This window comes from Polaromonas sp. P1_E12, assembly GCF_056405975.1.
Window position 1 is genome coordinate 130935 of sequence record NZ_JBFUBB010000001.1, and the last position, 17017, is coordinate 147951.

The 17017-nt window shown below is 60.3% G+C and carries 16 protein-coding genes; 14 read left to right on the forward strand and 2 right to left on the reverse strand.

Features of this window, described 5'->3' with window-relative positions:
• Window positions 1-31: 31 nt before the first annotated feature.
• The 11 genes from AC1D13_RS00580 to nagZ all read left to right on the forward strand — a co-directional run bounded on the left by AC1D13_RS00580 (window position 32) and on the right by nagZ (window position 11627).
• Window positions 32-1060, forward strand: a complete 1029-nt coding sequence (locus AC1D13_RS00580; protein ID WP_457279380.1) for a MucB/RseB C-terminal domain-containing protein — start codon at window positions 32-34, stop codon at window positions 1058-1060.
• Window positions 1061-1183: 123 nt separating this feature from the next.
• On the forward strand, window positions 1184-2647 hold the full coding sequence (locus AC1D13_RS00585) for a DegQ family serine endoprotease (RefSeq protein WP_477688760.1): 1464 nt from the start codon (window positions 1184-1186) through the stop codon (window positions 2645-2647).
• Window positions 2648-3215: 568 nt separating this feature from the next.
• Entirely contained in the window at window positions 3216-5027 is a 1812-nt protein-coding gene (lepA, locus tag AC1D13_RS00590) for a translation elongation factor 4 (protein WP_457279378.1), read from the forward strand.
• A gap of 11 nt (window positions 5028-5038) precedes the next feature.
• Window positions 5039-6010, forward strand: coding sequence for a signal peptidase I (gene lepB / locus AC1D13_RS00595; protein ID WP_457279377.1), 972 nt, complete (start codon window positions 5039-5041; stop codon window positions 6008-6010).
• A gap of 71 nt (window positions 6011-6081) precedes the next feature.
• Window positions 6082-6423, forward strand: coding sequence for a DUF4845 domain-containing protein (locus AC1D13_RS00600; RefSeq protein WP_457279376.1), 342 nt, complete (start codon window positions 6082-6084; stop codon window positions 6421-6423).
• Window positions 6424-7125: a ribonuclease III gene (gene rnc, locus AC1D13_RS00605; RefSeq protein WP_457279375.1), complete on the forward strand. Its 702-nt coding sequence runs from the start codon at window positions 6424-6426 to the stop codon at window positions 7123-7125.
• Between the two features lie 174 nt (window positions 7126-7299).
• Window positions 7300-8247, forward strand: coding sequence for a GTPase Era (gene era / locus AC1D13_RS00610; protein WP_477689130.1), 948 nt, complete (start codon window positions 7300-7302; stop codon window positions 8245-8247).
• 151 nt (window positions 8248-8398) lie between these two features.
• Window positions 8399-9148, forward strand: a complete 750-nt coding sequence (recO, locus tag AC1D13_RS00615) for a DNA repair protein RecO (RefSeq protein WP_457279374.1) — start codon at window positions 8399-8401, stop codon at window positions 9146-9148.
• A 12-nt stretch (window positions 9149-9160) separates the two neighbouring features.
• The gene (locus AC1D13_RS00620; protein ID WP_477688761.1) at window positions 9161-9967 is read left to right on the forward strand and encodes a pyridoxine 5'-phosphate synthase; all 807 of its coding nucleotides are present in this window, start codon (window positions 9161-9163) and stop codon (window positions 9965-9967) included.
• 139 nt (window positions 9968-10106) lie between these two features.
• Window positions 10107-10505, forward strand: a complete 399-nt coding sequence (acpS, locus tag AC1D13_RS00625) for a holo-ACP synthase (RefSeq protein ID WP_457279372.1) — start codon at window positions 10107-10109, stop codon at window positions 10503-10505.
• 63 nt (window positions 10506-10568) lie between these two features.
• Window positions 10569-11627, forward strand: a complete 1059-nt coding sequence (nagZ, locus tag AC1D13_RS00630; protein ID WP_457279371.1) for a beta-N-acetylhexosaminidase — start codon at window positions 10569-10571, stop codon at window positions 11625-11627.
• 131 nt (window positions 11628-11758) lie between these two features.
• Here nagZ and AC1D13_RS00635 read toward each other — a convergent pair whose 3' ends face one another.
• Together AC1D13_RS00635 and lysS are read right to left on the reverse strand one after the other, a co-directional pair.
• Window positions 11759-12271: a YgjP-like metallopeptidase domain-containing protein gene (locus tag AC1D13_RS00635; protein ID WP_457279370.1), complete on the reverse strand. Its 513-nt coding sequence runs from the start codon at window positions 12269-12271 to the stop codon at window positions 11759-11761.
• Window positions 12272-12406: 135 nt separating this feature from the next.
• Window positions 12407-13927 carry a lysine--tRNA ligase gene (gene lysS / locus AC1D13_RS00640; protein ID WP_457279369.1) on the reverse strand — a complete coding sequence of 507 codons (1521 nt, stop codon included), beginning with the start codon at window positions 13925-13927 and terminating at the stop codon, window positions 12407-12409.
• Between the two features lie 152 nt (window positions 13928-14079).
• On the opposite strand from lysS, the gene AC1D13_RS00645 reads away from it, so the two are divergent.
• From AC1D13_RS00645 to AC1D13_RS00655, 3 genes are read left to right on the forward strand one after another with little or no spacing between them, the layout of a single operon-like run.
• The gene (locus tag AC1D13_RS00645; protein WP_457279368.1) at window positions 14080-15561 is read left to right on the forward strand and encodes a lipid II flippase MurJ; all 1482 of its coding nucleotides are present in this window, start codon (window positions 14080-14082) and stop codon (window positions 15559-15561) included.
• Window positions 15562-15583: 22 nt separating this feature from the next.
• Complete coding sequence (locus AC1D13_RS00650) at window positions 15584-16399, forward strand: aldolase/citrate lyase family protein (protein ID WP_457279367.1); 816 nt, start codon at window positions 15584-15586, stop codon at window positions 16397-16399.
• Window positions 16396-16950, forward strand: a complete 555-nt coding sequence (locus AC1D13_RS00655) for a sugar transferase (RefSeq protein ID WP_477688762.1) — start codon at window positions 16396-16398, stop codon at window positions 16948-16950. The genes AC1D13_RS00650 and AC1D13_RS00655 overlap by 4 nt, the downstream gene beginning before the upstream one ends.
• Window positions 16951-17017 lie beyond the last annotated feature (67 nt).

The window sequence follows — 17017 nt, forward strand, 5'->3', positions numbered from 1 at the left end:
CGCCTGCTTGTCGCCGGGCTTTGGAAACTTCATGAAATTCAAGCTATTTCGCCTTCTAGCCCTTGCGGGATGTGCGCTGCCAGCTATGAATTTTGTAGCGGCACAGGTGCCGCCGCCGGCCCCTGCTGCGACGCCCATGGAATCCCGCAACATCAACGATTGGCTGATGCGCATGCACGAGGCTTCCAAAAAGCGCTCGTACATCGGCACCTTTGTCGTCTCTTCCGGTGGCGCCATGTCCAGTGCGAAGATTTGGCATGTTTGCGAGGGCGACCAGCAAATGGAGCGGGTAGAAACGCTGACGGGGGCACCGCGCTCGATTTTTCGCCATAACGACCAGGTGGTCACCTTCATGCCGGACCACAAGGTGGTTCGCAGTGAAAAGCGCGAGTCGCTGGGTATGTTCCCCCAGTTGCTGCAGTCAACCGATAACCGGATTGCCGACTATTACAAGGTCCGTCAGGAGGGTACCGAGCGTGTGGCGGGCGTCGAGGCCGATATCGTGCTGCTGGCGCCCAAAGACAATATGCGGTTTGGCTACCGGGTCTGGACAGAACAGAAGAAAGGCCTGGTCGTGAAGCTGCAGACGCTCGATACCGACGGCAAGGTCCTGGAACAGGCGGCATTTTCAGAATTGCAGCTTGATGCTCCGGTCAAAATGGACAAGCTCCTCCAGATGATGGGCAAGGTCGACGGTTACCGTGTGGAAAAGCCTGTTCTCATGAAGACCACGGCAAGCGCGGAAGGCTGGCTCCTGAAGGCGCCTGTGGCGGGCTTTAAACCCATGAGTTGCTACAAGCGGCCGGCGACGGCACTGGCGCCTGCCGGCACTGCGGCCGGTGAAGAGCCCCTGCAGTGGATTTTCTCGGATGGTTTGGCATCGGTGTCGATTTTTGTAGAACCGTTCGACCGCCAGCGCCACGGTCAGGAATCGAGCCTGTCGATGGGCGCCACCCAGACGATTACCCGGCAGCTCGACGCCTATTGGGTCACCGTGATGGGTGAAGTCCCCATGGGCACTTTGAAGCTTTTTGCGGGCGGGCTGGAGCGCAAGAAATAATATGCACTGGTGCTCCTGGTACTTTTCTCGGGGGCCACGTGCTGCAACAATTTTCTCCGGCGCCAGCCTTGGGTTGCCGCCGGGTGTGATTGCCGGATGACAACATTTATGACGAGGCTGATGATGCTTGAATTGAAATGGAAACCCCTGCGCTCCTGCCTGACGGCGGCCATCGTGGGAAGCACTGCGGTCCTGGCGGTGCTGCCGGTCGCGCCGGTCTGGGCGCAGAACCGCACATTGCCGGATTTCACGGACCTCGTGGAGCAGGTGGGTCCTTCGGTGGTCAATATCCGCACCCTGGAGAAAGCCAAGGCAGCGGCTTCCGGAAGTGCCGACGAACAGATGCTGGAATTCTTCAAGCGCTTTGGCATACCGATCCCCCCTAATATGCCCCGCGCACCCCGGCCGGACCGCAGCCCTCAGCCTGACGAAGATCAGCCACGCGGCGTCGGGTCGGGTTTCATCCTGACGGCCGACGGCTTTGTGATGACCAACGCGCATGTAGTCGAAGGCGCCGATGAAGTCATCGTCACGTTGACCGACAAGCGCGAATTCAAAGCCAAAATCATCGGTGCGGACAAGCGCAGTGACGTTGCCGTCGTCAAGATTGAGGCGACGGGGCTGCCCGCAGTGAAGATCGGCGACATCAACCGCCTCAAGGTCGGGGAATGGGTGATGGCCATCGGCTCGCCATTTGGCCTGGAAAACACCGTGACCGCAGGTATCGTGAGTGCCAAGCAGCGGGATACCGGCGACTACCTGCCGTTTATCCAGACCGACGTGGCCATCAACCCCGGCAACTCCGGCGGGCCCCTGATCAATATGCGCGGTGAGGTGGTTGGCATCAACAGCCAAATTTATTCGCGCTCCGGCGGCTTCCAGGGCATTTCCTTTTCCATTCCCATAGATGAGGCAGCGCGCGTGTCCGATCAGCTGCGCACGAGCGGCAAGGTCACGCGGGGCCGCATCGGTGTGCAGATCGACCAGGTCACCAAAGAGGTGGCGGAATCGATTGGCCTGGGCAAGGCCCAGGGCGCGCTGGTTAGGGGTGTCGAAAGCGGCGCACCCGCAGAAAAAGCGGGCATTGAGGCCGGCGACATCATCATCAAGTTCGACGGCAAGCCGATTGAAAAATCCAGCGACCTGCCGCGCATGGTCGGCAACGTGAAGCCGGGTACCAAGGCCGTGGTGACCGTCTTCAGGCGCGGCGCGAGCAAGGACCTTTCGGTCACGATTGGTGAGGTCGAGGCAGAAAAACCCGCGCGCAAGGCTTCGGCTGGCCCCGAACCCAAGCCCCCGGTAGCGGGTGCCGCACAGGCTTTGGGTCTGGCCGTGAGTGAAGTGCCCGACGCACAGAAGAAGGAGCTGAAGGTCAAGGGTGGCGTCAAGGTGGACACCGCCGAAGGGGCTGCTGCGCGGGCCGGCCTGAAAGAAGGCGACGTGATTGTGGCGATTGCCAACTCCGAAGTCACCAGCGTCAAGGAATTTGAAGCGGCCCTTGCCAAAATCGACAAGTCCAAAGCCATCAACGTGCTGTTCCGGCGGGGCGAGTGGGCGCAATACGCGCTGATCAGGCCATCTCGCTGAAGCGCTACCTTAGATCTCTTTCTCGCAGCGTCACAGCAAGAGCCGGGAGGCTGCCATTAACCCCCATACCCTGCCGGGCTATGGGGGTTTTTGATGTCTGGCGCGGAAATTTGGTGTTTCGCAAAAATATATTTTGCGAGGAGCCGGATCTCATTTTTTGTTAGTGATTGCTCACAATGAGGTGGTCCATGGACCGTTTTCGGTAGAATATGAGCTCCCGCCTGCGCTATTTCGATATATCGGAATGGCTAAAGACCCGGTTTCTCTCTTTATTTTGAGTAATACCGAACGCTCCACAGATCACCCACAAGTTGTCCAGAGACAAGCAGTATAAAATTGTGAATAAGTTGTGCATAAGATCCATGTTGCTAGCCTGCAACGACAAAAATATGGCCATTTCGGGACTGTTCGGCTCCGGCTTTTTGCCTACAATGAAGTTCCAACTATCGCAGTTGCCATAGATTGTTGGTTCAGGGCGCGTCGCTACTCGACGCGCCCTTTTTTATGGCCCTCGCGAATTCCATTCAATCTCTTCGCAATACTTTCAAGTACTTAGGCGTTCTCGTTGATGAATCACATCAGAAATTTTTCGATCATTGCCCACATTGATCACGGCAAATCCACGCTGGCTGACCGTCTCATCCAGCGCTGCGGCGGTTTGCAGGACAGAGAGATGAGTGCGCAGGTTCTGGATTCGATGGATATTGAAAAAGAGCGTGGGATAACCATCAAGGCGCAGACCGCTGCGCTCAAATACAAGGCACTCAACGGCGAGGTCTACAACCTCAATCTGATCGACACGCCGGGCCACGTCGACTTCTCTTATGAAGTGAGCCGCTCGCTGTCCGCATGCGAGGGTGCGCTGCTGGTGGTGGACGCCAGCCAGGGTGTGGAAGCGCAGACCGTCGCCAACTGCTACACCGCGCTGGACCTCGGTGTGGAAGTCGTGCCGGTGCTCAACAAGATGGACTTGCCGCAAGCCGACCCTGATAACGCCAAGCAGGAAATCGAAGAAGTGATCGGCATCGACGCGACCGATGCGATTCCCTGCAGTGCCAAGACGGGCATGGGCATCGATGAAATCCTGGAGGCCGTCGTTGCCAGGATTCCGCCGCCCAAAGGTAATCCAGGCGGCCCGTTGCGCGCCATGATCATTGACAGTTGGTACGACGCTTATGTGGGCGTCGTCATGCTGGTGCGTGTTGTGGACGGCCGGCTTGCCAAGGGTGACCGTATCAAGCTGATGGCCAGCGAGGCGATGTACAACGCCGAGCAATTAGGCGTCTTTACTCCGCATACCGAGCCTCGCCAGGCACTCGAATCCGGCGAGGTGGGTTTTGTCATCGCTGGCATCAAGGAGCTTCAGGCGGCGCGGGTCGGCGACACCGTGACCCTGATCAAGCCCGGGACAGGCGGCGCTGCCTTTACCGCCACCGAGGCTTTGCCCGGCTTCAAGGAAATCCAGCCTGCGGTGTTTGCCGGCCTGTATCCCTCAGAGGCCAGTGAATACGAATCCCTGCGCGATGCACTGGAAAAACTCAAGCTCAATGATGCGTCGCTGCACTATGAGCCGGAGGTCAGCGAGGCGCTGGGTTTCGGGTTTCGCTGCGGTTTCCTGGGGCTGCTGCACATGGAAATCGTCCAGGAGCGGCTCGAGCGGGAATTCGACCAGGACCTGATCACGACGGCTCCCAGTGTGGTCTATGAAGTTCTCCAATCCGACGGAACCCTCCTCAAGGTTGAAAATCCCTCCAAAATTCCCGACGGCGGAAAGGTTAACGAGATCCGCGAGCCCATTGTGACCGTGCACTTGTATATGCCGCAGGACTACGTGGGCGCCGTGATGACGCTGGCCAACCAGAAGCGCGGCATCCAGCTGAACATGGCCTACCACGGCAAACAGGTCATGCTGACCTATGAAATGCCGCTGGGCGAGATCGTGCTGGACTTCTTCGACAAGCTCAAGTCCGTCTCCCGCGGCTATGCGTCGATGGATTACGAATTCAAGGAGTTCCGGGCATCCGATGTGGTGAAGGTGGACATCCTGCTGAATGGCGAGAAGGTCGACGCGCTGTCCATCATCGTCCACCGCAGCCAGTCGGCCTACCGCGGCCGGGCGGTGGTGGCCAAAATGCGCGAGATCATTTCCCGGCAGCAATTCGATGTGGCCATCCAGGCGGCGATCGGGGCCAATATTATTGCGCGTGAGACAATCAAGGCGCTGCGCAAAAACGTGATCGCCAAGTGCTACGGCGGCGATATTTCACGCAAACGCAAGCTCCTTGAAAAACAAAAAGCGGGTAAAAAACGCATGAAACAAATCGGTTCCGTTGAAGTCCCCCAGGAAGCCTTCCTGGCCATTTTGCAGGTGGAAGATTGATGCGCGGCGCAATGAGCACGATCACGGCCGTGGTGCTGGCCGCATTTGTGGGTTATGGCGCTGCCTGGTACTTCGGCGTCGTGGACGGAAACTTCTCCCTGCTGCTGTTCCTGGCATCGGTGGTCACCGGGATTTACTGGCTGGCCGAGCGGTTTTACTTTTTGCCGCAGCGCTACCGCGCGGCGGCGGCATTCGAGGAAAGTGCTGCCAGGCGGCAGGCTGAGCTCGCCGGAAAAGGCATCAGCCAGGTCGACAACCATGTTGACGAAGCCAGAACCCGGCTCATCATGCAGCCCTGGTGGCTGGATTGGACCGCCGGCCTGTTCCCGGTGATCGTGGTGGTTTTCCTGTTGCGCTCCTTCCTGTTTGAGCCCTTCAAGATTCCTTCTGGCTCCATGATCCCGACCTTGCTCGTCAACGATCTGATCCTGGTCAATAAATTCCATTACGGCGTTCGCTTGCCGGTGCTCAATATCAAGGTACTGGACAACAACACCCCGCAGCGCGGTGATGTGATGGTGTTTCGCTACCCGCCAAAACCGAGCCTGGATTACATCAAACGGGTGGTGGGTGTGCCCGGGGATGAGGTGGCCTACCTGAACAAGAAGCTGACCATTAACGGCAAGCCTCTGGTCAAGACGCCTTTGCCCGACTTTTTTGACGAAGATATTTTGCGTTACGCCAAACAGTTCGAAGAGGTCAATGGGACAAAGAAATACCGCCTGCTGAATGACGACTCCCGGCGGGCCGGCCTCGATGAGCGGGAGGTCATGGACTTTCCTTTCAAGGAAAATTGCCGTTACAGTAGCGAAGGCGTTGTCTGCAAGGTGCCTGAGGGGCAGTATTTCATGATGGGCGATAACCGCGATAATTCGCTGGATTCCCGTTATTGGGGGTTTGTTCCCGATAAAAACATTGTCGGCAAGGCCTTTTTTGTCTGGATGAATTTCGGCAACCTCAAGCGTATCGGTTCTTTCGAGTAGCCGCTTTTTTGGCACACTTTGGTGTACCAGGGGCAATACGACAGGACTTCCTAGTCAGAGCAGGAGAAAAAATGAAACATCGTCAACGTGGCATTTCCTTTATTGGCCTTCTGTTTGTGGGCATCGTTCTTGTATGTGGTGGCATTTTGGCTGCCCAGGTTGCCCCGACGCTGATTGAATATCAGGCCATCCTCAAGGCCGCCGGAAAGGCGAGGGAAGGCAATACCGTGGCTGAGGCCAGAACTATCTTTGACAAGGCCGCCCAGATTGACGACATCAAGTCAATTACTGCCAAAGATATCGAAGTGACCAAAGAGGGTGACAAAACTGTGGTGTCTTTCGCCTATAACAAGGAAATCCACATGGCCGGCCCAGCTTATCTGCTGCTCAAGTACAACGGCCGTGCCAAGTAAGTGCGAGCGAGTGCTACCTCAAGTCCTGGTCTGCTGGCACTGCAAAAGCGCCTGCAGCATGATTTTTCCGACCCAAGGCTGCTCCAGCAAGCGCTGACGCACCGCAGCTTTTCAACCGACCATAACGAGCGTATCGAGTTTCTGGGCGATTCCGTCCTGAACCTGGCTGTCGCGGGGTTGCTCTACGAGCAACTGAGCACCCTGCCTGAGGGCGATCTTTCACGTGTGCGGGCTAACCTGGTCAAGCAGGACACCCTGCACAAACTTGCCGTCGTGCTTGGCTTGCCGGATCTGGTACGGCTGGGCGAAGGCGAGGCAAAATCAGGCGGACAGAAGCGGCCCTCCATCCTCGCCGATGCGCTGGAAGCTGTCATAGGCGCCGTTTACCTGGACGCCGGCTTTGAGGCGGCCAACCTGCTGGTGCGCCGGCTGTTCAAGGACGTGGAAATCAACCCCCAGATGCAGGCCATCGGCAAAGATCCGAAAACCGAATTGCAGGAGTGGTTGCAGGGGCGCAAAATGAACCTGCCGATTTATCGCGTGGTGGGTACCATGGGTGCGGCCCACAAGCAGACCTTCGATGTGGAATGCGAGATCACTGAATATGGCCGGGCCGAGCGCGGGATCGGCGGCTCCCGCCGGGCCGGCGAACAAGCCGCCGCCGCAGCCATGCTGATGTTTGTCAAGACACTGGATTCCTGACTCCGAGCCGGCAGCCGCCCGAAGGCCGCAGGCCAACACACCAAGATTATGAGTACAGGTAAAAAAGAACCGAAAAAACCGGTAGTTGCTGCGGCGACTCCCCCTGCAGTCGCGCCGAAAAAGCGTCAAGCCAAAGCCCCGGAAGCCGTGCAGCCGCCCGATGCGCTGGAAGCCATGCTGGCGCAGGCGCTGTCCTCGCGCGGCGCGGCCGTGCCCGCCGCTGCTGACACATCGTCCGCCGGCGAGCAGCGCTGTGGCCTGATCGCCATCGTCGGCAAGCCCAACGTGGGCAAGTCCACTCTGCTCAATGCCCTGGTGGGACAAAAGATCAGCATCACCTCGCGCAAGGCCCAGACCACGCGCCACCGCATCACCGGCATGCGCACGGTCAAGGCAACGCAGTATGTCTTCGTGGACACGCCGGGCTTCCAGACCCGGCACGGCAACGCGCTGAACCGCTCGCTGAACCGCACTGTGGTCGGCGCCGTCAATGATGTGGACCTGATTGTCTTTGTGGTGGAAGCCGGTCAATTCAACCAGGCCGACGCCAAGGTTCTGGCTCTGCTGCCCGAAAACACACCCGCGATTTTGCTGGCTAACAAGTTTGATTTGATTCACCGCCGCGCCGAGATCGCGCCCTGGCTCAAGGAAATGCAGGAGCGGCACAATTTCGCCGAGTTCGTGCCGATGTCGGCCAACAACGCCAAGGACATCGAGCGCCTGTTCGGCATTTGCGAAAAATACCTGCCGGTCCAGCCCTGGATGTACGGTGCCGACGAATTGACCGACCGCAGCGATCGCTTCATGGCGGCGGAAATCATTCGCGAGAAGCTCTTTCGCCTCACGGGGGACGAACTTCCCTACACCTCAACGGTCATCATTGACCGGTATGAAGAAGAGGGCACCCTGCGCAAAATTGCCGCCACCATCGTGGTGGAGCGTGACGGCCACAAAGGCATGATCATTGGCGAGAAGGGTGAAAAGCTCAAACGCATCGGCACTGAAGCCCGGCATGAGCTTGAAACCCTCACGGGCGGCAAGGTGTTCCTGGAGATCTGGGTCAAGGTCCGTTCGGGTTGGGCCGACGATGAGGCCCGGGTCAAGACATTCGGGTATGAATGAGGCCCCCACGGTCGCTCACTGCGTGTAGCTCCCTGCCCCCCGAGGGGGCCGCTGCGCCTGCGGCCCGGCAAAGCCGGTTCCGCGGCCCCGGCTTGAAGGGGGAGTTCCCTCAGTTCTCGCTGCTGGTTTCCTGCCTGGCCTCCTGAACCACATGGCCACCAAGCGCATCGGCGATGAACCCGCGTACGTCCTGCACCGCTACGACTGGAGTGAGTCCAGCCTGATCCTGGAGGTGTTCACCCGTAAATATGGCCGGGTGGCTCTGGTGGCGCGGGGGGCGAAGAAGCCCAGCTCCAGCTTCCGGCCGATCTTGTTGCCTTTGCAGCCGCTGCATATCGCCTTTGGCGGCGATGCTGAAATCCGCACCCTGAAAAGCGCTGAGTGGCAGGGCGGCCACGTCATGCCCACGGGGGATGCATTGCTGTCGGGTTATTACCTCAACGAGCTCTTGATGCGCCTGATGGCGCGTGACGACCCGCATCCGGTGCTGTTTGACGCCTACGCCGCCACGGTGCAATTGATCGCCGCACAAAGTGCCGAAACCCTGCAGCTGGCGTTGCGCGCGTTTGAGCTGCGGCTGCTGCGCGACATCGGCCTTTTACCCCTGCTGGACGCCGAAACCGCCACGCTGGCGCCGCTCGATCCGGACACCCGCTATGTGCTGGTGCCAGAGGCGGGGCTCCGGCAAGCGCACGACGACGATCGCGTCAGCCTGCCCGGCGGGCAATGGCAGGCGCTGCAGCAGGCGCTGGGTGACGAGGCGCTGTTCTCTGACACGGTACGGGCCTGTATCCCCGGCTTCAATGAGCTTAAAACCCAGTTGCGCGGGCTGCTGCACTACCATTGCGGCGTCAAGGTCCTGAAAACCCGGCAGATGATGATGGACCTGCAAGCTTTCTAACGAGCAACCGCCATGAAACTCCTTTCGCCCGCTCCCCTCGTGTCCCATGTGTATGACAAGACCGCACTGTCGGTCAACGTCAACAAGGTCGCCCTGTTGCGAAATTCCCGCCACCTGGATATTCCTAGCGTGCGCCGTGCCGCCGAGCTGTGCCTGGAAGCTGGTGCACAGGGCATCACGGTGCACCCGCGGCCCGACGAGCGGCATATCCGCCGTGACGACGTCTTTGAACTCGCCGCGCTGATGAAGGACTGGCCAGACCGCGAATTCAACATCGAAGGCAACCCGTTCGAGAATCTGATGGGCTTTGTGCACGATCTGGCCGCCCGGGGCCTGCCGCTGCACCAATGCACCTTTGTGCCCGACAGCGAAGACCAGTTCACCAGCGACCACGGCTGGAATTTCCCCGAAGACGCTGAGCGCCTGCAGCCCCTGATAGAACAGGTGCATGACCGCCGTGTGCGGGTCAGTCTTTTCATGGACCCGATTCCCGAAGCCATGGCAGCGGCCAAGGCCGTGGGCGCCGACCGGGTGGAGTTTTATACCGAGACCTACGCGCGCGCCTGGGCAACTCCTGAAAAGGCCGAAGTTCTGGCGCGCTTTACCCGTGCGGGCCAGGCCGCTGCGGCAGCCGGCCTGGGCATCAACGCCGGCCACGACCTGAACCGCGACAACCTCACGGAGTTTGTGCGGGAAGTACCCAATGTGCTGGAGGTGTCGATAGGCCACGCTTTTGTTGCCGACGCCCTCGAGTTGGGTTACGCCGCGACCACCCGGCGTTACCTGCTTAGCATCACCCAGGCATTCGCCCCCGCATGATTGGAGCCCCCACGCTCCCCCACTGCGTGTGGGTCGCTGCCCCCCGAGGGGGCCGCCCGCCTGTGGCCCGGCAAAGCCGGTTCCACGGCTCGAGCTGGCCTGTTTTGTGTCACCTTACGGCAGCGACTGTGCGGGCAGAATGATCTACGGAATCGGTACTGACATCTGCGACGTGCGCCGCATCCGCGCCAGCCTTGAGAGGCATGGTGAACGGTTTGCCCGCAGGATTCTGAGCGATGGTGAACTTGCCACCTGGAAACACCGCAGCGCCCGCTGGCCCGACCGCGGCGTCAGCTACCTTGCCACCCGGTTTTCAGCCAAAGAAGCTTTCAGCAAGGCGATCGGCACTGGCATGCGGATGCCCATGACGTGGCGCAGCTGTGAAATCGCCAAGGCGCCCAGCGGCAAACCCGAGATCGTGCTGCACGGCACGCTCAAGGCCTGGTTTGAAGCCCGCCAGCTCACTGCCCATGTGTCCGTCACCGACGAAACCGATTACGCCGCCAGTTTTGTGGTTGTAGAGAAAAATAGCCCCTAGCGCCCGTCAATATTGCGCTAGCAGCTATCAATTTAATAGTATTTAATTCCTGATTTCAATCCCATGACCCAGCACGCTCCCCTCATCATCGACATCGCCGGCCTCACGCTGACCAAGGCCGACCGCCGGCGCCTCAAGCACCCATTGACCGGCGGGATCATCCTGTTTGGCCGCAACTGGCAAGACCGCCGGCAACTGAGCGCGCTCTGTGCTGAGATCAAGAGCATCCGGCCGGACTTGCTGATTTGCGTGGACCACGAAGGCGGGCGCGTGCAGCGCTTCAGGACGGATGGTTTTACCCACCTGCCGCCCATGCGCGCGCTGGGCTCGCTGTGGATGAAGGACCAGCTTGCGGCCACCAACGCCGCCACCGCCTGTGGCTACGTGCTGGGTGCCGAGTTGCGCGCTTGCGGCGTTGATTTCAGTTTCACGCCGGTGCTGGACCTCGATTGGGGTGAAAGCGGGGTCATCGGCGACCGCGCCTTTGGCCGCGACCCGCGCGTGGTCACGCTGCTGGCCAAAAGCCTGATGCACGGCCTGCTGCAGGCCGGTGTGGCCAATTGTGGCAAGCACTTCCCCGGCCATGGTTTCGTCAAGGCCGACTCCCATACCGACATCCCGGTCGACAAACGCAGCCTGAAGGCCATTCTGGCCGACGACGCCGCGCCTTATGAGTGGCTGAACACCACGCTCACCAGCGTGATGCCGGCGCATGTGATCTACCCCAAGGTGGACGCCAGGCCGGCAGGTTTTTCGGAAAAGTGGCTGACCTACATCCTGCGCGGCCAGCTGGGTTTTGGCGGCGCGATTTTCAGCGACGACCTGAGCATGGCCGGCGCACGCCTCATTGACGGCAAGGAAGTCAGCTACACCGAGGCTGCTGTCACGGCGCTTAACGCCGGCTGCGACATGGTCCTGCTGTGCAACCAGTCGGTGGGGGAGGGCAAACCGGTGGACGAACTGCTGGACGGCATGGCCGAGGCGCTGCTCAAGGGCCAGTGGGAAGCGCTGGAGTCCAGCGAGCTGCGCCGGCTGGACCTGCTGCCCGCCATCCCAGCCCACGAATGGGACGAACTGATGCTGCACCCTGCCTACATGCACGCGATGGGACTGATTCCCTGAGATGCGTTTGCCGGAGATGCTATTAAATAAATAGCTGTTGGCGCAAGACTGTATTGGGTCTCAGGCATTTTTCTTGTAAATTTGACCGATTCGGGACCCGCGCGGGCGGCTGTGACCACACCGCAGTGGGGTCAGGCTGAAGGCCACTCCAGCCGGCCCACCGCATCCATATGCGTCAGGTACACCCGCAGGTCAAATTCATACTGGTGGTAGCGCGGCTCCATATGGGTGCAGAGCTGGTAAAAAGCCTTGTCGTGCGCTTTTTCCTTGATGTGGGCCAGCTCGTGCACCGCAATCATCCGCAAAAACTCTTCCGGCACTTCCCTGAACAGCGTGGCCACCCGGATTTCACGCTTGGCTTTGAGTTTGCTGCCCTGGACCCTGGAAACGGTGGTGTGTGTGCCCAGCGCATGGGCAATCACGTGCAGCTTGCTGTCAAACGCGACTTTGGAGAGTGGCTCCGAGCTGCGTAAAAACTCGCTTTTGAGCCCCATCACGTAGTCGTACAGGGCCTTGTCCGTCCGCACGCCATGGGCAAGGGGGTATTTGGCGAGCAGCACCTCACCCAGCCGGCCTTGCGCCAGCAACTGCTGCACCTGGGTCTGCAGACTGTCGGGGTAGCCGAGAAGGTATTTGAGTGGCATATGGTTCACCCCCGTCCAGGCTCACTGCGTGTAGCCTGTTCCCCCCTCAAGGGGGCGGCGCCAGCGGTCTGGCAAAGCCAGTCCCGCGGCCCCTGCTGGTGTGGAATCGCGTATGGCGAAGTGCGCGATCGTGGGCTAAACCTCCCGGCGCAATGCCGGGAACAGAATCACATCGCGGATGCTGGGGCTGTCGGTCAGCAGCATCATCAGCCGGTCTATGCCGACGCCGCAGCCGCCGGTCGGCGGCATGCCGTATTCCAGCGCGCGGATGAAGTCGTGGTCATAAAACATGGCTTCGTCGTCACCGCTGTCCTTGGCGGCTACCTGGGCGTTAAAGCGCGCGGCCTGCTCTTCAGCGTCGTTCAGCTCACTGAAACCATTGCCGAATTCGCGGCCGGTGATGTAGAGCTCAAAGCGCTCTGTCACCTCAGGGCGGCTGTCATTGGCGCGGGCCAGGGGGGAGATTTCGGTCGGGTGCTCCATGATGAAGGTCGGTTGCCAGAGCTTTTCTTCGACCAGCTCTTCGAAATACAGCACCTGCAGGCCGGCCAGGGAGCGTGTAGACAGACGGTCTTTTTCCTCGTTCATGCCCAGCTTGCGCAGCGCATTCGTCAGCCACACGGTGTCATCGACGTTGTTGCCGGCTTCGGTGTGCTTGAGGATGGCTTCGCGAATGGTCAGGCGGGCAAAGGGTTTGGCGAGGTCGACTTTTTCTTCCTTGCCGCCGTAGCTCAGCTGTAGCGTGCCCACGGCTTTCTGGGCTGCGTCGCGAATCAATGCTTCGGTGAAGTCCATCAGGTCGTTGTAGTCCCAGTAGGCCGCGTAGAACTCCATCATGGTGAATTCAGGGTTGTGCCGTACCGAGATGCCCTCGTTGCGGTAGCTGCGGTTGATCTCGAAGACGCGGTCAAAACCGCCGACGATCAGGCGCTTGAGGTAAAGCTCCGGCGCGATGCGCAGGAACATTTCCTGGTCCAGCGCGTTGTGGTGCGTCTTGAACGGCTTGGCATTGGCACCGCCCGGGATGGGGTGCAGCATCGGCGTCTCGACTTCCAGGAAGTCGTGGCCGACCATGAATTCACGGATAGAGCTGACGGCCTTGCTGCGGGCGGTGAAACGCTTGCGTGCCTGCTCGTCGGTGATCAGGTCCACATAACGCTGGCGGTATTTCTGCTCCTGGTCGGCCATGCCATAAAAATCTCCAGGAAGGGGGCGTAGGCTCTTGGTCAGCAGGCGCACGCTGGTGGCGTGGATGGATAACTCGCCGGTCTTGGTCTTGAAGACCTTGCCTTCTGCCGCGACGATGTCACCCAGGTCCCAATGCTTGAAAGCGGCATAGAGCTCTTCGCCTATTTCGTCGCGCGTGAGGAAAATCTGGATACGCCCGGTGCTGTCCTGCAGGGTGGCAAAACTCGCCTTCCCCATGACACGCTTGAGCATCATGCGGCCGGAGATTTTCGCGGGAACCGCCTCGGCGGCCAGCGCCTCGCCATCCTTGCCGCCGTGCATGGCGTGCAGCTTGCCCGCGTGGTCGGACGGCTTGAAGTCGTTCGGGAACGCAATCCCCTGGCTCCGGATGGCCTTGAGCTTTTCGCGGCGTTCCGCGATCAGCTTGTTTTCGTCTTGGGCGGGGGGCAAGGTGTTGTTATCGGACATGGTCAGAAGTGTGAAAACGATCGGGGCGCCGCTATCAGGCCGGTTTTGTGGCTGTGCGGATAAAGCGCCAAACCGTTGATTTTAGTTTTTTAAGTGGCTGGTTTCCCCATTCAGGGCCGGCTGCCCCTATTTAAGCCTTGATAATCCCGCCTATGTACCTGCGCGCCGGCGTTTTTTCCCTGGGTTTGCTCATGGCCAGCCGCCTGCTCGGCCTCCTGCGGGAATCGGCCCAGGCCGCTGCTTTTGGCGCCACCGGACTTGGCGACGCGGTGATTGTGATGTTCACCCTGCCGGACTTGCTGGTCGGCATATTGTTCAGCGGCGCCCTGGGTTACGTGTTGTTGCCGGAATGGGCGCGCCAAACGCCTGCGCAACAGGATGCCAGCCAGAAAAAAGTCGCACGGGCGCTGCTCGGCACTGGTCTTGTGCTGGCTTTGCTGATCTGGTTACTTCGGGGGGCGCTGTCCCATGCGCTTGCACCTGGCCTGCGGGGCGACATGGCCATCCTTGGCCGCGACTCGCTGGCCTGGAGCGCCGCCGTGCTGCCGCTGGCCATGCTGGCCGCGCTCTGGGTAACGCGGTTGCAGCATGAACGGGATTTCGTAGGCATGTACAGCGGTAATCTCGTGGTCAACCTGCTGCTGGTTTTTGCGCTGTTCCTGGCGCCGCAAAACAGCGGAGATCGAACTGTCTTTATCCTGGGCTGCTTCCTTGTGCTGGCGATGGTCGCGCGCCTCGGCTGGCTGGGCTGGCGGCTTCCGCAGGCTGCGCCGACTGATCCGGCGGCGATGGCTATGCCGGCCCCGCCTGCTGCGGGCATATGGATATGGGCCGGCCTGTCTTCGGGCCTGCTGCTGCTGTTGCCCCTGATGGGGCGCAGCCTGGCGTCCCAGGCCGGGGAGGGGGCCCTCGCAGACTTTAATTACGCCTGGAAGCTGGTGGAGTTGCCGCTGGTGCTCGCGGTGCAGCTCGTGGCCAGCCTGGCTTTTCCGGCAATCACCCGCACCCAAGCGGGCTCTGCGGAACGCGACAGGGCTTTGCAAATTGCCTTTCTCCTGGCCTGGGCCCTGGCTTGCGCAGCGATTGCCGTGGTGGGCAGCTTTTCGCTGCCGCTTGCTCAACTGCTGTTTGGCTGGGGCCGCATGGATGCCGGGCATCTGGAAGTTATTGCGCGCTGGGGGGCCATCGGTATCTGGTCACTGCTGCCACAGGCTTTGATCGCCGTATTGCTGACAGTCATGGCTGCATCGGGGCATATGCACCGCGCGGTCTGGGCTTATGTCGCCGGCCTGGCTGCGCTCGCCGTTGCAGCTTGGTCCGGGCTTGCCGGAGGCGCGCTTGTGATGGGTGCGCTCAATGCTGTATTGGCTGGCATCACCCTCGCCATGTTGTTTGCCGAGCGCGAGCAGCTTCACCGGGCGCTGCCGTGGCGTGCCATGCTTGCCCCATTGGCCGCTTGCCTGCTTCTGGTAGCGGCCAGTCGCTGGTTTGGCCGCTGGAATTTTCTGCCCAGCGCGCTGGCAGCCAGTTTTTTTGCGGTAGTGGTGTTGGCCAGCGCGCTGCTGGCCAGCCCTTTGCTGCGCAGTTTTCTGGGCCGCCAGCCGTTGGCCGTGCCGCAGGCCGGCGGGCAATAATGGCTTATTCCTCTTTCGTCCCATGATTGACTTACTGACCATTACCAACCAGCCAGAGCTGGCGAAACGCTGTGACCGGATGCCGGCCATGCGGCTGTTTGTCGATCTTGAGCGCAATGGCAAGGCCGAGCGCCAGGCCGGGCGCAACACTTTCATCAGTACGCACCAGATTGACGATGTGGGCCGTGTCAAGGCAGTTTTACGGCACTCGCGTCTCATGGTCCGCGTCAATCCATACCGGCTCGATCAGCCAGCTGCAGCCCGTGCGGAGGTCGATGCTGTGCTTGCGCAAGGGGCCGACCTGCTGATGCTTCCGATGTTTTCGACCGCGCAGGAATTGCGGAGCTTCTGCGAAATCGTCGATGGCCGTGTGCCGGTAGTGCCCCTGCTCGAAACCGTGGGTGCGCTCGAATCACTCGAGCAATGGCTGGACACGCCGGGGCTTGGAGAGGTCTTCGTCGGCCTGAATGACCTGCACTTGGCGATGGGCTGCCGCTTCATGTTCGAGCCGTTGGCCCAGGGCCATGTTGACCGCGTAGCGGCAGCGGCAAGGCGGCGAGGTTTACCGATGGGCTTTGGCGGGATCGCCCGCGCAGACGAGGGCTCACTTCCCGGCCGCGATGTTATGGGTGAGCATTTGCGCCTGGGTTCGCAGGCGGTGATTCTTTCGCGGACTTTCAACCGGCCCGATGGTGAACAGTCGTTCGAGGCGGCGGTGGAAGCGCTTCGCGAGGCCGAGTCCGGACTCGCGAAGCGTAGCGCGGCACAAATTGATGCCGACCGCATACGCGTGGCCGCGTTGATCGGCCAGCTCGCGCAGACGGCAAGGCCCGCATGAAACGCCTGATGGACATGGCACTGTCGTTTATGGCGCTACTGCTGCTGTCGCCATTGCTGCTGCTGGCAGCCCTTGTGATCGGATTCGATAGCGGTTTCCCGGTTTTCTTTCGTCAGACGCGGATCGGAAAAAATGGCAGGGAATTTTACATGTACAAATTTCGCAGCATGGTCAGAAATGCCCCGGGGCTCGGACCACATTTCACCGCGAACAACGATCCGCGTATTACACGGGCGGGCCGCTGGATCCGGCGAACCAGCATTGACGAGCTGCCTCAATTGATCAATGTGCTGCGAGGTGACATGAGCCTGGTCGGCCCGAGGCCGCATGTGCCGGCCGAGCGGTCCCTGTATACAGCCGCCGAATGGGAAAGCCGCTGCAGCGTGTTGCCCGGAATCACCGGCCTGGCGCAGATCAGCGGGCGTTCGGACATCTCGTTTGAGCAACAGTGCGCCCTTGACCAGCAATATGTCCAGGAGAATTCATGCTGGCTCGATATCCGGATTCTCTGGGGAACGGTACGCCAACTCGGCGGTAAACATGCCAATTGAGGGGACATGGTTGTCCGCTTCAGCAGGGGCCGGACCCTATAATCCCGCTATTGCAGCCGACTCCCCA

Bases quoted from the DNA above. Each gene is read 5' to 3' on its own strand.
- AC1D13_RS00580 (WP_457279380.1), top strand. From the start codon at position 32: ATGAAATTCAAGCTATTTCGCCTTCTAGCCCTTGCGGGATGTGCGCTG.
- AC1D13_RS00585 (WP_477688760.1), top strand. From the start codon at position 1,184: ATGCTTGAATTGAAATGGAAACCCCTGCGCTCCTGCCTGACGGCGGCC.
- lepA (WP_457279378.1), top strand. From the start codon at position 3,216: ATGAATCACATCAGAAATTTTTCGATCATTGCCCACATTGATCACGGC.
- lepB (WP_457279377.1), top strand. From the start codon at position 5,039: ATGAGCACGATCACGGCCGTGGTGCTGGCCGCATTTGTGGGTTATGGC.
- AC1D13_RS00600 (WP_457279376.1), top strand. From the start codon at position 6,082: ATGAAACATCGTCAACGTGGCATTTCCTTTATTGGCCTTCTGTTTGTG.
- era (WP_477689130.1), top strand. From the start codon at position 7,300: ATGCTGGCGCAGGCGCTGTCCTCGCGCGGCGCGGCCGTGCCCGCCGCT.
- recO (WP_457279374.1), top strand. From the start codon at position 8,399: ATGGCCACCAAGCGCATCGGCGATGAACCCGCGTACGTCCTGCACCGC.
- AC1D13_RS00620 (WP_477688761.1), top strand. From the start codon at position 9,161: ATGAAACTCCTTTCGCCCGCTCCCCTCGTGTCCCATGTGTATGACAAG.
- acpS (WP_457279372.1), top strand. From the start codon at position 10,107: ATGATCTACGGAATCGGTACTGACATCTGCGACGTGCGCCGCATCCGC.
- nagZ (WP_457279371.1), top strand. From the start codon at position 10,569: ATGACCCAGCACGCTCCCCTCATCATCGACATCGCCGGCCTCACGCTG.
- AC1D13_RS00635 (WP_457279370.1), bottom strand. From the start codon at position 12,271: ATGCCACTCAAATACCTTCTCGGCTACCCCGACAGTCTGCAGACCCAG.
- lysS (WP_457279369.1), bottom strand. From the start codon at position 13,927: ATGTCCGATAACAACACCTTGCCCCCCGCCCAAGACGAAAACAAGCTG.
- AC1D13_RS00645 (WP_457279368.1), top strand. From the start codon at position 14,080: ATGTACCTGCGCGCCGGCGTTTTTTCCCTGGGTTTGCTCATGGCCAGC.
- AC1D13_RS00650 (WP_457279367.1), top strand. From the start codon at position 15,584: ATGATTGACTTACTGACCATTACCAACCAGCCAGAGCTGGCGAAACGC.
- AC1D13_RS00655 (WP_477688762.1), top strand. From the start codon at position 16,396: ATGAAACGCCTGATGGACATGGCACTGTCGTTTATGGCGCTACTGCTG.